16 protein-coding genes are annotated in these 13,753 nt (G+C 50.2%); 7 read left to right on the top strand and 9 right to left on the bottom strand.

Annotated elements, in window-relative coordinates:
• Positions 1–165: 165 nt before the first annotated feature.
• The 3 genes from MKX70_RS23820 to MKX70_RS23830 all read left to right on the top strand — a co-directional run bounded on the left by MKX70_RS23820 (position 166) and on the right by MKX70_RS23830 (position 3,506).
• Complete coding sequence (locus MKX70_RS23820) at positions 166–747, top strand: RNA polymerase sigma factor (RefSeq protein ID WP_042236025.1); 582 nt, start codon at positions 166–168, stop codon at positions 745–747.
• Entirely contained in the window at positions 716–2,287 is a 1,572-nt protein-coding gene (locus MKX70_RS23825) for a DUF4179 domain-containing protein (RefSeq protein WP_340840921.1), read from the top strand. Before MKX70_RS23820 ends, MKX70_RS23825 begins: the two co-directional genes overlap by 32 nt.
• A gap of 64 nt (positions 2,288–2,351) precedes the next feature.
• Positions 2,352–3,506 (top strand): hypothetical protein, encoded by a 1,155-nt coding sequence (locus MKX70_RS23830; protein WP_340840922.1) that lies wholly within the window; start codon positions 2,352–2,354, stop codon positions 3,504–3,506.
• A gap of 102 nt (positions 3,507–3,608) precedes the next feature.
• On the opposite strand, the gene MKX70_RS23835 is transcribed toward MKX70_RS23830, so the two are convergent.
• Positions 3,609–3,875, bottom strand: a complete 267-nt coding sequence (locus tag MKX70_RS23835) for an SDR family NAD(P)-dependent oxidoreductase (RefSeq protein WP_197073085.1) — start codon at positions 3,873–3,875, stop codon at positions 3,609–3,611.
• A gap of 22 nt (positions 3,876–3,897) precedes the next feature.
• Positions 3,898–4,047 (bottom strand): hypothetical protein, encoded by a 150-nt coding sequence (locus tag MKX70_RS23840; RefSeq protein ID WP_156123134.1) that lies wholly within the window; start codon positions 4,045–4,047, stop codon positions 3,898–3,900.
• 280 nt (positions 4,048–4,327) lie between these two features.
• Between MKX70_RS23840 and MKX70_RS23845 the strand changes: the two genes are divergently transcribed.
• A complete protein-coding gene (locus MKX70_RS23845; protein ID WP_340840923.1) occupies positions 4,328–5,623 on the top strand; it encodes a DUF5050 domain-containing protein in 1,296 nt (431 codons plus the stop codon).
• A gap of 22 nt (positions 5,624–5,645) precedes the next feature.
• Here the strand turns inward: MKX70_RS23845 and MKX70_RS23850 are convergent, their stop codons facing one another.
• On the bottom strand, positions 5,646–5,831 hold the full coding sequence (locus MKX70_RS23850; protein ID WP_042236019.1) for a hypothetical protein: 186 nt from the start codon (positions 5,829–5,831) through the stop codon (positions 5,646–5,648).
• Complete coding sequence (locus MKX70_RS33470) at positions 5,818–5,970, bottom strand: hypothetical protein (protein ID WP_081956509.1); 153 nt, start codon at positions 5,968–5,970, stop codon at positions 5,818–5,820. The genes MKX70_RS23850 and MKX70_RS33470 overlap by 14 nt, the downstream gene beginning before the upstream one ends.
• A gap of 183 nt (positions 5,971–6,153) precedes the next feature.
• Between MKX70_RS33470 and MKX70_RS23855 the strand changes: the two genes are divergently transcribed.
• Positions 6,154–6,528, top strand: a complete 375-nt coding sequence (locus MKX70_RS23855; RefSeq protein ID WP_052416342.1) for a hypothetical protein — start codon at positions 6,154–6,156, stop codon at positions 6,526–6,528.
• Between the two features lie 93 nt (positions 6,529–6,621).
• On the opposite strand, the gene MKX70_RS23860 is transcribed toward MKX70_RS23855, so the two are convergent.
• From MKX70_RS23860 to MKX70_RS23880, 5 genes are all read right to left on the bottom strand, one after another.
• Positions 6,622–7,755, bottom strand: a complete 1,134-nt coding sequence (locus tag MKX70_RS23860) for a DUF4179 domain-containing protein (protein ID WP_340840927.1) — start codon at positions 7,753–7,755, stop codon at positions 6,622–6,624.
• Positions 7,745–8,281, bottom strand: a complete 537-nt coding sequence (locus tag MKX70_RS23865) for a sigma-70 family RNA polymerase sigma factor (protein ID WP_340840929.1) — start codon at positions 8,279–8,281, stop codon at positions 7,745–7,747. Before MKX70_RS23865 ends, MKX70_RS23860 begins: the two co-directional genes overlap by 11 nt.
• Positions 8,282–8,450: 169 nt before the next feature.
• Positions 8,451–9,683 (bottom strand): aminopeptidase, encoded by a 1,233-nt coding sequence (locus MKX70_RS23870; protein ID WP_340840931.1) that lies wholly within the window; start codon positions 9,681–9,683, stop codon positions 8,451–8,453.
• Between the two features lie 103 nt (positions 9,684–9,786).
• Entirely contained in the window at positions 9,787–10,335 is a 549-nt protein-coding gene (locus MKX70_RS23875) for a hypothetical protein (protein WP_340840933.1), read from the bottom strand.
• Positions 10,336–10,420: 85 nt separating this feature from the next.
• Positions 10,421–10,768 (bottom strand): hypothetical protein, encoded by a 348-nt coding sequence (locus MKX70_RS23880; protein WP_340840935.1) that lies wholly within the window; start codon positions 10,766–10,768, stop codon positions 10,421–10,423.
• A 216-nt stretch (positions 10,769–10,984) separates the two neighbouring features.
• Between MKX70_RS23880 and MKX70_RS23885 the strand changes: the two genes are divergently transcribed.
• A complete protein-coding gene (locus tag MKX70_RS23885) occupies positions 10,985–12,115 on the top strand; it encodes a VanZ family protein (protein ID WP_340840936.1) in 1,131 nt (376 codons plus the stop codon).
• Between the two features lie 30 nt (positions 12,116–12,145).
• Positions 12,146–13,687 (top strand): amidase family protein, encoded by a 1,542-nt coding sequence (locus MKX70_RS23890; protein ID WP_340840937.1) that lies wholly within the window; start codon positions 12,146–12,148, stop codon positions 13,685–13,687.
• The last annotated feature ends 66 nt before the right edge of the window (positions 13,688–13,753 follow it).

The raw sequence follows: 13,753 nt of genomic DNA on the forward strand, positions 1-13,753 counted from the left end.
CCTTCAGGGCAGTCTTCGGACAGCTTTCAATTTGTTCCTTACAGCCTGCTTCTCAGAAACTGCTGCCTAAGATCAGAACCGGATACGAAATATTTGCGCTAAAAGTGAGAAAGATCGGACCGTCTGCGCGTCTTATAAGTAAATACGTCCATTTGGAGGCAATAGATGAAGGAACAAGACAATGCCGAAATCATAATTGCCGAGGTGCTGGCCGGAAATCGTGAGGCTTTTGCTATACTGGTTGACCAGTATAAATCCGGTTTATACCGTCTGCTGCTGGGTCTCGGTGCGAGCCATCAGGATGCGCAGGATCTGGCGCAGGAGACTTTCATTCAGGCCTATCAGAAGCTGCGCAGCCATAATGAGCAGTCCAGCTTCGCCGCCTGGCTCTACGCCATTGCCATCAACCGGTTCAGATCACAGAAGCGGCGCAAGGCATTCTCTTTCTCGGGAGGCTCCATTCTGGAAGAGAGGGATCAGGCCCCGACACCTGAAGAGCGGTATATGATCAAGGAAAACAAGCTGGAGCTGCAAAAAAAGCTGGCCCGGCTTCCGGAACGCTACCGGATCGTGCTGCTGCTGCGTTATACCAATGAATTGACCTATGAGGAAATTTCCGCCATCACGGGAATGACCTTGCATCAGGTGAAGAACCGTCTGCACCGCGCCCGCTTAAAGCTCAAAAAACAATGGCCGAAACCGAAGGAGGATTCCAATGAAAAAATCGGATTACCGCACACACGATAATGTGGCAGATGAGGTTATGCTGATGTCTCTGTCCGGTTATGAAGATCATCAGATGGATGAGGATTTCACGGGGCGTGTTATGGAGCAAATCCGCCAGACGGAGATTTTGCCTGCATCAAGCGGGTCCATGGCTGGCTATACCAGCAATCCCGGCCGCAGAAGGTTCCGGCATAATGTACTATGGGCAGGCTTGGGTACAGCTGCCATTGCGCTGGCGGTCCTGCTGTTCCTGCTCCCGGACTTATCTGCTCTACAGCAGATCCAATCCGCCAAATCCCATCGGCTGCTCATACTGCCTTCCGAGTGGAGTGACCATCACCTGCTGGAAGCCAAGAAAGCCGGGGTAGTGAAGCTGCCTGATATTGAGGTCACGGATCAGGGCTATACGCTGACGCTTCAAGAGGTTGTTGCCGACCCGAACCGGATGATTCTGAATCTGAGAATTACCGATGCCAAAGGTCAGCCAGATGAAGAAATGATGAGTATGTTTGATATCACCCAGCTGCAGCTCCGTAACGAGGAAGGGCTAGAAATTGGAGACCTGCAGGTCATCAATCATATGAGTACTAAGCTCGGCCCCGATAAGTTCAGGATTGAATATCTGTTATTAACCTATTATTTCAAAGGAGAACAGCCCGGGGATACCGTATTCATTGAAGGGAAGGTTCATGAGCTGATGCTGGACTACAAGACCAATGATAGGATTTCGGGGAATTGGAGCTTCAGTTATGCTGCAGACATGACAACCGCCAACGCTCTGACAGTGAACTCTGATTTGAGTAAATACAGCTACACCACACCTGAAGGGCTGGAAATTCTGATGAAAGGCATCACGCATTCTCCTGCCGGTGCCAAAATTGAATTCAGTACCCTGCTTAAGGATAAGCTGGCCTCCCAAGTTCCGGAGAACCGCAGGATTAATCTGGGTGTCAGGTATCATTTCGAGAATGCCAAAGGTCAAATCGTAGGATCGCTCATTAATACTAAATATGGCGGAATGTCTGAGATGTACAACGTCGGTCATGATCTCCAATTGAACTGGAGTTATCATTTAACGGAACTTCCATATCTCAGCGAGCCGATTTATTTCGTACTCGACGGCTTCTCCATCCCTGTTGAATCGGATGATTCATTAACGTTCAATCCGGCGCTGCTGAAGACAAAGCCTGCTGTCTTTGCAGCAGAGGGCGATATCTTGAATGTGAATAATATAAAGATCACTGAGACTCAGACCTTGCCGGGTCTGTCGGCCTGGATGGCTGTCAGCGGCAAATTCAGCAATGAATTCGATATGGACAAATGGATAGCCCGGGACGGCAATGGCACCGAGTATGATGTAATCCGCTGGGGTTCCTACCGGGAGGGGGATCTCGTTACCTTTGGCCAGAGTAGTGGGAACTCTGATCTTGTGTATCTGATTGTTGACGGTATGAAATCCATTCCGAAGGAGCTGACGCTAATCCGTACAGTCACAGACAAGCTCTTCAATGACGCCGACTGGAGCTTCGAGTTGCCTCGCTCGGCTGCAACTTCACAATGATTTCCGCGTCTATTCCTAATAATAGGGATTCATTATCCCAATAATAGGAAATGGATGTGAATCTATGAACCGCAGTATTAGGCTATTCTTGCTATTGCTTGTAACCATTGCTGCACTCGGCGGCTGCAGTTCAGTGCAGGCTGGTCCCCCTAAGTCTTCTTCCTCATCCGCTGCTCCAGGATTCACAGGAACGGTGGCCACAAGCACACCTGAACCTGCCGTTTCCCCGTCTGCTCCTGGAGTTACCGTAGCCCCTGGTGCGGAGGCTATACCGGATCCGGCAGATTCCTTCCGGGGTGTCCGGCTTGTCAGCAAACAGGGAGAGGTTATAAGAGAATGGGCTTCAGCAGCCATTAACTTGTTTCAACCGGTAAGGACCGGACTGAACGAACAGCAGCAACTGCTTATCTACCACATCGGCAGTGAGCAGCCAGAGCTTCTGGCGGAGGACGGAAGCATAACATCCTGGCCGGCACCGCAATGGTCCGGTGAGGAACCTCCCTACGGCAATGACTACGGCAATGATGTGCTCTATGCCGACCGGCTGCTGAATGATGAGATTTTCGCTGTCAAAGGAAACCGCACTTTATACCTGGTGAATATTACAACCGGAGAAGCCAAAAAGCTGTATACTGCCAAGCGGCCGGTATATGGCCTCACCGCATCTCCGGATAACAGCCAGGCTGCCCTGCTTGTTGCCTCTGAGCCGTATATAGGTCCTGACGCCGATTTGATTGTGCTGAACCGTAAGGGCGAAGAAGTCTTCAGCAAACCGAGGGCCAGCGTCCAAAGCCACAGTGACGGATTTCTGTTTATTTATCCGATGGCCTGGAAAGATCCCGGTATCCTCACAGTTCCGGTCAGCGGATATGAGCAATATGGCAACGGTGGAGTGAATCTGGTTCATACCGATACTGGGGTAATTGAGTTCTTGGAGAAGCCTTCACTTCCCGCTGGCCTGCTGCTTCTCTTCGAGGAATCCGCCGGAAAGGTGAAATTCCCGGAGGAGCTGCACTTCCTCCCCGAGCCTGGAGACCAGCCCGTGTATTATGCGGTTCAAGGTATGAATTCGGATATCTGGCTGCTTAATCAGAAGACCCGGCAAGCCGTGAAGCTGGAGAGGGGACGTCTGCTGAAATGGACCAGTGACGGCAACCTGCTGGTGGGCAAAACCTCAAGGGAACTGCTTGAGGCCTATATAGGAACAGATTCTTTATAATATGCAGTCACTAGCATAATTTTCGATAGCGTACCTACCACACGCAAAAAAAGCGGGGATCAGCTATGCGCCGGTCCCCGCTTCCCTGTATTCACTACAAATTTATATTTTCTCATCCCAAATTTTCCGCTCATTCTCCTTCACCAGCAGCTCAGCCGCCTCGGGATAGACCTTCTGGAACGGATGATGTTTGGCTTCGATGCTCGTCTGAGTCATCTCCAGTGAACTGAATACATTAGTCTCAATAATCCGGCGGACATTCTCCAGCAGAATTTCTGCAACCGGTCCGGCTTCGCCGATACCGGCGTTGGTTACATAGATATCAAAATCATAGGTTTCCAGCTGGCTGTGGTCCCGCTTATTGTTCACATCGAGCTTCACCACCTCAAGCTCAACGCCCTCCGCCTCTCTGCCACCTCTCTACCGCCTCCCGCAAGGGGAACATTTGTGAGATCGTATCTACGGAAGCGATCACCTTATGTCCCTTTTTGGCCAGCCCGATCGCCGCCCCCTGGCCCAGTCCGCTGCCATGTGCTTCCACTTATACTTCTCGTATAATGCGGTTCGGTTACATTTTCTCATTCGTGCAAGTCTTGGGACTCTTTCCATCACTCGTCAGACTATATTTCCTTTCCTCCCCGTAGGATTACCGCCTTTCACCATACATAAGAACGCAGAATCCCCTAGCAACTTCCTTGATAACTTTTATGTTTCAGTTAATAATTGGTTCTTTAGATTTATATTACATATTGTGAATCTCTCCGATATCTTATTAGGACAGTATTTACTGTATACCACATCTGCCAAAGAGGAGACTTCACATGAACGCTTTAAAGTTATTATCCAAAAAACTAGGTTGCATTCTACTTGCACTGTTACTGGTTACCATCGGTACAGCAGGCGCCAGCCGGACACAAACGGCTTCAGCGGCAGCAGGTAAAGCATATGTGTATTATGTATCCAATGAAGTTCTATACCGTGTAACGACAGACGGAAGTGAAACACAGAAAATCGCCGAGAATTTCGATGGCAACGGATTAATGTCGACAGGTAAATATCTCTATTTTTACTATGAAAGCTCCATGGGTATACAGCGCCTATCTTTAACTGATCCCGATGCCTTAATCACCAATTTTAGCGGAGATCGCAATATTGTCTATTTCTTGATCGATGGCGACTTCCTGTACTTCATGGATGACACGGGCAGCATCTACCGGACTTCAGCCAATGCTGAAGATGATACCCAGCTTACGCGGGTCGCAGACAATGCAGATGCGAACTTCCAGTGCTTCGACGTCCTGAATGGACGAATCTACTATAATGCCTTGAAGGATACAACCACTACCTGGGTAGCTTCTAAGCCTAGTGACGGGAGCGGAGCCATTCAATGGATCGCCAGCGGAGCTATTCAGGATGCCAGTTTCATCCACCCGTATGGTGCCAGCCTTAACCTGATGATTGACACTATTCCTGGTGAAACAGAATATTCCCTTAATTCTAAGGTGCTCTACACGCTTCCCTTAAGCGGAGGGGCTCCCAAAGCAGCCAATGCCAAAAGTCCGCTGGATTCAAATGAAGTGTACGCGGGCACCTGGTCCAATAATTACTTCCTGTTTAACAAAGGGATTAAACTTGATGCAAATGGAGAGAACAACTTCACTACTGGCAAAGGCTTCCTGATTGACAAAAACGGAAAAATCCTTCAACTGAGCCAGAATAGTGTCCTAAGCATCAGCGAGTTAAGCAATACCAAACTGGCATATGTGGATTCCAAAGGCAAAGCATATATCAGCACTCTTGCAAATGGCAAAATAGCCTCTTCTAAGGCACTTGCACTGACTAATGTTATCAATGTCCAAACCGTAAAGAATGGAACCACGCTTACTACCATTTTTTATACCAAAAACGATGCTTATGTACTGAATGCCGATTCAACACTGACCAAGATGGCGGGTGTAGAATCTGACTACTCCGTAATTACAAACGATATCCCGGGTATATATTATATTAACGCTGGAGACAACGATTGTTTGTACCGGTTCAGCAATGATGGTAAAACCAAAACCAAGCTTTCGACTGGTCCCGTAACTTTTATTGGCCTGGTCTCTACGAAATAAATACTAAAGAAACTGGCTCGCTTCAATATTGAAGTGTAAGCCCAGAACGAAAGACCATGCACTGATATAACAGCTGCATGGCCTTTTTTTCATTTAAATATAAATTCACACAAATAACTATATCCCGTCTGAAAAGTTCTGGATCAAGCCGCAGACTTCTTCCGGCTCCGCCATTCATCATTTCAATCAGCAATTCAGCGGCAAGCATTCCAATTTCTTCCTACCGGTGACGTATGGTGGTAAGCGGCGCTTCGTATATGCGGTAAAAAAGCATCATCATAGCCAATCACCGAGAGATCGTCAGGCAACTTTATCCCCTTACGGCCTAATTCCATAATTGCCCCCATAGCCACGAGGTCATTGGCACAGCATACCGCTTAATATCAAGTTTTCTGTCCAGAGAAGGCATTCTGAATTAGCCCGGTTTAAGAGCGTTTCCCGTAGGCCTTGCCCTCTTAGGGCATACCCCTAACCGGCACGGTATATTTGAGGATGCTGACGAATGCCGCACACTGGCGGACCAGTATGAAGTGCAGAATATCTGGTGGGAGAAACCCGGGATTCTCTACCCTTTTCTGATCATGGTGAATTCACTGCCGGCTGGTTTCGCACTGATTGCCACTCCGCCGCACTGCGCGCAGGGGGTGAATTATTTCGTGAATGACTTTTTTCTGCTGCAGCCCTTCAGGGGAATTGGTATCGCGGAGCAAGCGGCTGTGGAGCTGTTTGGACGGTTCCGGGGCGAATGGGAGCTATTTACCAATCCGGCGGTGAAGAATCTAACCGGACAGAAATTCTGGCGGAAGACGGTCTCCCGCTATACGCAGGGTCAATATACAGAGTGCACCGGAGAGACCTTCGACGGGTACCTGCTTGCCTTCAGATTCAATAACCGGATTGAATAAGTGTTAACCTTAATAGTTAGACACTGCACAGGTGACACAGCACAAAGGCTGACGCGCTGAAAATACCGGCGGTCAGCCTGCTCTCATCATATTTTACGGCAGAATGGGCACGTTAATTTCCTTGGCATTCTTCCCCGTACCTGTCTTCAGAATCATATTCAGGGACTTGGGCTGATCCAGCAGATTGCTGCCGTATCTCCGTTCAAACCCCTCATAAGTCCCGGATCCCAGCGTCATTCCTAGATGGATAGTTCCATATTTTGTAATCGACTGAATTTCATTCCCGTATACAACTTCAAATATATTTTGCCTGTTCTGCCAGGTAATATCTGACTCATTCTTAATTTTAATCATCGTCCGGATCAGAAGGGGTGAGATTTCAACCTTCTCCAGTGTCACTTCGATCCCGTCCAGGACGAAGTCTTCATCCGGCTGAACAATGACAGTTTGCTGCTCTTTGAATTTCGGGTCCAGCTTGAAGCTGACCTTGAGTCTGGGAGAATAATGCATGTCGGCTACAATTGTCCCTGTCTTCGGCTGACCAAGCTTGCCGGTGTCCACAGAGGCGATCTGGAAATCCGCTTCCAGCTGTTCCGGGAACGGCTTGTTCCGGTCCAGATTAATAATGCTTCGGCCGTAGTAAATACGGTTATTGAGCAGGCCAGAAGCCGCCCTATTGCCCCCGATTCCGCCACCGTTCTCCAAATATTGTCCTGTCGATAGATCCTTCATTCGTGCACTGCTGGTACCATAGACCTCCTGGCCTTCAGCCACTTCTGCGGTATACAAAAAGATAATCCGGTTCTCATCCGCTGTAACGGCATTCAATGTGATCTTGTAATCTCCGCTAGCGGCACTATGATTAATCATCTGGATATAATTATGCCGGATAGCTGAATCCAGAGTCGCTGCCTCCATATCAAAAGAGTAGAGCCGTTTAAACTTTTCCAGCTCTCCCCAATTCACTGCTCCAGGAGGCGCGGCAGTATGCGATGTGGAATCGTGGATTACTGGAATGAAAAATAGGATCATTGCGGCAACCGCAGCGGCAGCCAGACCGATGAAAGAACCTTTGGTGAATCTGCTCTGCCAGCTTCTTCTGCGTCCGCTCTCCATTCCCGCCTGAACTGCCATTCTGACCGCATTGCCTCCGGCGTCCGCTTCAGCTGCCTCGTGTATACGGACCGCATCAGACAACATCGCCTGTTCTTCCCTGCTACTGTTCATTCCATTCACCCCGGTTCTTCATAATCATCCTAAGCTGCTTCAGTCCTTTGTGCTGCCAGGTTTTGACTGTCCCTTCCGGCTTCTTAAGCAGGACGGCGATTTCAGCCAAGGTCATATCATTGTAATATTTGAGCAGCAGCACATGACGGTATTTCAGCTTCACCTGCGAGAGTGCCCACTGCATCTCCATAGTATGAGTGCTGTTATGAATGACCGGCTCAATCATGTTCTCCGCTGCGGTTGTGACCGCCCTCTTCCTTCTCCGCTGTTCGTCAATGCAGACATAGATTAATATCCGTATCAGCCAGGATTTGAAGGCCTGGGGATCTTTCAGGGTTCTTCGTTTCATCCAGGCCCGGCAGGTTGTTTCCTGCAAGGCTTCCAGCGCATCGTTGCGGTTGCCCAGATAACTGTATGCAATATGATACAGCTGATCGCTGTGCTCCATAACCGCCTTAACAAAATCCATCTCTTCATGCGGCACAGCGGCAGCAACCCGTTTCATCTCTGCCCCGGACATCGTCATCTCTCCCTCTCCTCTCCATCACTTTTACATGAATTAGACGGAGAGGTGTCACAAACAGTTTTATCCTGCGGCAATGATTATAACAAAAAAAGCCGCATTCCCCGCTGACCGGGAAAAAATGCGGCCTTACTTGTGGAACGCAGCTGATAAGCCGCCGAATATCCTTCGGCTACAGCACCCAGTTACCTTGGCGGAACACCGGTTCGATGGTCCCATCGGCCAGCTCCCCGTCAATATCAAGCTCCGCCGAGCCAATCATGAAATCGACATGCGTAAGGCTGACATTGGCTCCCCTGGCAATCAGTTCTTCGCTTGTCATGGAAGTCCCGCCTTCAATGTTAACCGGATACGCACTGCCTAGGGCGAAATGACAAGATGCATTCTCATCGATCCCGGTATTATAGAATACTCTGTTCAGCCGGGAGATCGGCGAGTCATGCGGCACCAGTGCCACCTCCCCAAGATAAGAGGCCCCTTCATCCGTGTCCAGCAGCGAGGTCAGATGCTCACGCCCGGATTCGGCATCATAGGCTGTAACCTTACCGTCCGTAAAGGTAACCGTAATTCCGTCCACCAGCCGTCCGTTCAGATTAAGCGGAAGGGTGCTTTTGACAGTACCATTGACTCCGGTGCGATGCGGCATCGTGTAGATTTCTTCCGTTGGCATATTTGCTACGAAATACACACCACCGGCATTCTCACCTCCGCCGCCGCGCCACAGATGGCCTTCAGGCAGTTGTACGCGCAGATCCGTGCCCGGTGCACGGTAATGCAGGCTTTTATACCGCTTGGCATTCATCCGCTCTTGGCTCTGCTTGAGGTCACCGATATGACTGCGCCATGCAGCAACCGGGTCCTCACTGCCCACACGGTTCATCTGGAACACTGCTTCCCACATTGCCTCAATCCGGCCCTCTTCCGGCATATCAGCGAATACCTTGTCCGCCCAGGCACGCGTAGGTGCCTTGACCAGCGACCAGCTGATTCGGTTGTTGCGGGTATAGTTCTGATATTTCTTGCGTGCTACCGCAGCAGCCTTAACCGCTGTGGAGACTTTGGCGGAATCAATTCCGCGGAACAGCTCAGGGTCTGGTACCTTTATATGTAATATAGCCCCGCCTTCTTCAGCGAACCCCTCCAGCATGTCCGCATGCCACTGCGGGTAATATCCGAAGGAATCCTCAGAAGCCTTCTCATAACGGATGCGCGTTACCGCTTCATCATCCCAGTCCACAAGCACATATTTAGCCCCTGCCTCATAAGCTTTGCCTACGATTAGCCGGGTAAGCTCCACAGTCTCAAGCGGTGCATGCACCATCAGCACTTGCCCCGGCTGCACGTTCACGCCAACCTTTACCACAAGCTCTGCATATTTCTCCAGCATCAGATCAAAATCCTTCATGTCTACTCTTCCTCCGTATCTATTCCGTCTATGAATGATTCTTGCCTTGCTTTGAACAAACCCACTTGTTATTTTAACGCAAAAAAGGGCATGTGGCGATCAGTTAATCCACCTCTGTCCATTTTCCTGTATAGACGCCGCTCTCATCACTTCGGATCATAAACCGGGCTTCGCTGAACACCGAGTTATGCCGGTAAGCAGACATTGTCAGCTCACTCTCTGTAATTCTCTCCGGTGATTCTCCGGTTAGCGGAGTCCAATAGATCGTCTCACCCGGCGCTATCGTAATCTCCTTACCAGCCTGGTTCACCTTATAGTCTGGCGCATTCCAGCGTATGAAGCTGCCCGTACTTGCACTCAGCCTGATCTCATCCGCATCTTCAGCATTTACAATTAGCGTATAGCCGGGTGCCTTGCTGTCGGTGACACGGTAGCTTCCATAAGAAGCCTCACGATCCGGCTGCGCCGGCTCCGGTGTTCCGTCTGCAGTATGAACCGTTAGACTAAATACCTTCTGCCATGCCTGAAGCTTCTCCGGACCGGAAGAAATCTCCCTGTAAAAAAAGGCAAGCAATCCTAGAGCGATAATGAGCAGCACTCCCGCAACGAGGCGAAACCGGGCCTTCTTCATTCCGGTCCTTGTCCTGTTCATTCCCATCCCCCTCCAATCATATTAATCTCCCTGCTGCGCCGGAAACGGAAAGTGCATTTCCCCTCCGCCTCCGGTACCGCAGAATCTACTGTTTATCCACCTGCAGCAGCGTAATTGTCTTCACATCATACGTATGTGAAATCTTCTCTTCGTCAATCACTTTCAATTTCGTGAGACTCGCTACTTTGGCCGGGTCTGCCTTGGAGAGCAGCCTCCATAGTTCCGGATCTGACAATGTCTGGTAAAGCTTATCATCATCATATTCCTTCCGGTTCTGCGTGACAAGCTTCACTTTGTAGCTGCCGATAACCGACTCCACCTTGCCCTGTTCTGCAAAATAGGCCAGAATATCCTGCCTCAGCCCGGCCAGCTCCTTTTCCAGCTCCTTCTGCCTGGTCTTCAGTTTATAATACTGCTGTACCTTCTTCTCCATCTTGTCTCACGCTCCTCTCCTCATATGTATGCAGGAAAGAACGGATAGAATGATTAATTCCATGGATTAAGCCCGGGTATAATTCTATACTGAAGTCGGTTCAAGCAAGTTATAATAGGGGAAATAGTCTGCAACATTAAAAAGCGGGTCTCATACATAATGTTTAGCATCCTATCGAGAAATCGTTCAGACAAAAACTAAGGCAGCAGGTGAACTATGTTTCAATCCTATCTTTTTCCGATCTCTTATGCGTTTATGGTTTTTCCGTTAGCGGCGCTGTTCTTCACTTTGCCGTTCCTGATCGTTCAATACCGCCGGCACGGTTATATCAACAAGATTCGGGCGCTAATCCTCTATTTGCTGCTCCTCTACTTGCTGAACGCCTTTTTCCTGGTGCTGCTGCCCATGCCGGACTCACGCCATAACGCTGCGCCTACCGGGCATATGCTCCAGCCTGTGCCGCTGCAGTTCATTCAGGACATCTTGCACAATACGCATCTCTCGCGTAATGAGCCGTCAAGCTATCTTAACGTACTGCGCGAAACGGATTTCCTGCTGGCTGCCTTCAATGTTGTACTGACTCTACCTTTCGGGCTGTTTCTGGGCTACTATTTCCGGACCCGATGGGTCGTGTGCATCATGCTATCTTTCGGGCTGTCGCTATTGTTTGAGATTACACAGATTACCGGAATTTACGGTTTCTTCGACCATCCTTACCGGATCTTTGATGTCGATGACCTGATCACCAATACGTTCGGCGGAATAGCCGGATTCCGGATCGCCTTATGGATCTCCAGACTGCTGCCGCGGATTGAACAGCTGGACAGCCAGGAGGATTTATCCGCCAAAAAGGTTACCTACACCCGCAGAGGCCTCGCTTGCCTGCTGGATGCAGTCCTATGGATGTCAGCGGCACTTCTGCTCAATCAGCTATCTCTGAATATTTCATTCTGGGCAGTCAGTGTGGTGTATTTCCTGATTGTCCCTCTCTTTACCGGAGGGCGGACGCTCGGCAAATGGGTGGTGCGAATCCGGCTGGGCAGTGCGGATGGCGGTCCGCTCAAATTATGGATGGTGTGGGTGAGGTATGGTCTACTCTATGGATTGCTTGGAGGAATAAACTTCCTGTCCCTTGATTCTGCCTTAATGCTTAATTTCGGCACTGCCAGTTCTACGGTTATACGAATTACAGCCGCGCTTGCCGATCTGATCTTCTTCATTCATCTGATTCTGCGGATGTTTAAGCGTGACCGGCCGCTATTCTATGAAGAGTGGAGCCGGACCCGCAATGTGATTACCTGGCCGGACCCGCAGCCGGCTGCTGCCGCTGAGACGCTAGCCAACTAAAATTCTATGTATAGAGAGAAGAAAACAGCCATGAAAAATAATGATGCAGACCTTAGCAGCAACCCCCTCAGCAACATTCAATCCCCCGCCCGGGAATGGCAGGAATGGATAATTGAAGCGGATATAACAGCCATGCAGCAGGAAATGGAGCAGGGAAAATTATCTTCCGAGCGGTTAACAGCGCTGTATTTAGAGCGGATTGACCGGTATGACAGCCTGCTGAAATCTGTACTGGAGATTAATCCGGATGCACTAGAGATTGCCCGGGGGCTGGATCAGGAACGCCGGGACAAGGGAGTGCGTAGTCCGCTGCACGGAATCCCAGTACTTGTTAAGGATAATATCGCTACTTCGGACAAGCTGCACACCAGTGCGGGAGCGCTGGCATTGGCAGATTACAGGGCTGCTGAAGATGCCGTAGTAATTAATAAGCTGCGCGCTGCAGGCGCAGTGATTCTGGGAAAAGCAAATATGACGGAGTGGGCCAACTTCATGTCGCCCACCATGTGGGCGGGATACAGCTCACGCGGCGGACTGGTGCTGAATCCTTACGGGCCCGGCGAGCTGTTCATTGGCGGCTCCAGTTCGGGAAGTGCTGCGGCCGTTGCCGCTAACCTGGCAGCTGCCGCTCTGGGCACGGAAACTTCGGGTTCCATCATTTGTCCGGCTGCCCAGAACTCGCTTACCGGCATCAAACCTACGTGGGGGCTGGTAAGCAATGCGGGGATTATACCAGGGATCGGCAGCCAGGATACCGCCGGTCCGATGGCCAGAACCGTATCGGATGCCGCACTCCTCCTCAGTATCATTGCCGGTACCGGAGAGCATCCCCACGGGACTTTATCGGATGGGACAGCAGGCAGACAGGATTATACTGCCTCTCTGGATATTGAATACGTGAAATCCAAACGGATTGGTATCCCGAGATTCTATTATCGGGATTTGGATGAGGAGGCTCTGCTCCTGATGGAATCTGCCATAGCTGTTCTTAAAGAACTTGGCGCTGAAGTCATTGATCCCATTGAGCTTCCTTGCCAGAATGCCGAGTGGAATGCAGTTATTCTGCAATATGAATTCAAAAAAGGCTTAAACCGTTATTTAAGCGGCCTGCCTGCTTCTATCCCGGTGCATTCCCTGCAGGAGTTAATCGAATTCAACAACCAGCACAGCGCACAGGCGCTGAAATATGGTCAGGGATGGCTGGATACTTCCGGAGACGACATTACGGAGCAGGAATATCTGGAGCAGCTGCAATTCTCCCGGTCCATGGCTGGCAGACAAGGCATCGATTATGCACTGGAGCATTACGGTCTGGATGCCATCATGTTTGCCGGATTTCACGGCACTGACCTGGCAGCCAGAGCCGGCTATCCGCTCATTACAGTCCCGGCCGGATATACCACTACCGGGATAACTGCACCGGGAGGCTATATCACCAACGGTCCACAGGGGGTCACCTTCTCCGCCTCAGCCTTCAGCGAAGCCGTGCTGATCGGCATTGCTTACAGCTTCGAGCAGGCCACGAAACACCGGCGTCCTCCGCTTCTTGACACGGCCGGAGAAGCTGATTGATGTTACAAATAGAGGCGGTACCCCGCAACCCGGGATACCGCCTCTATGCTTTATGTTCTTTTGTAC

It is taken from the genome of Paenibacillus sp. FSL R7-0312 (assembly GCF_038004445.1).
In the GTDB taxonomy this organism is placed as follows: domain Bacteria; phylum Bacillota; class Bacilli; order Paenibacillales; family Paenibacillaceae; genus Paenibacillus_AQ.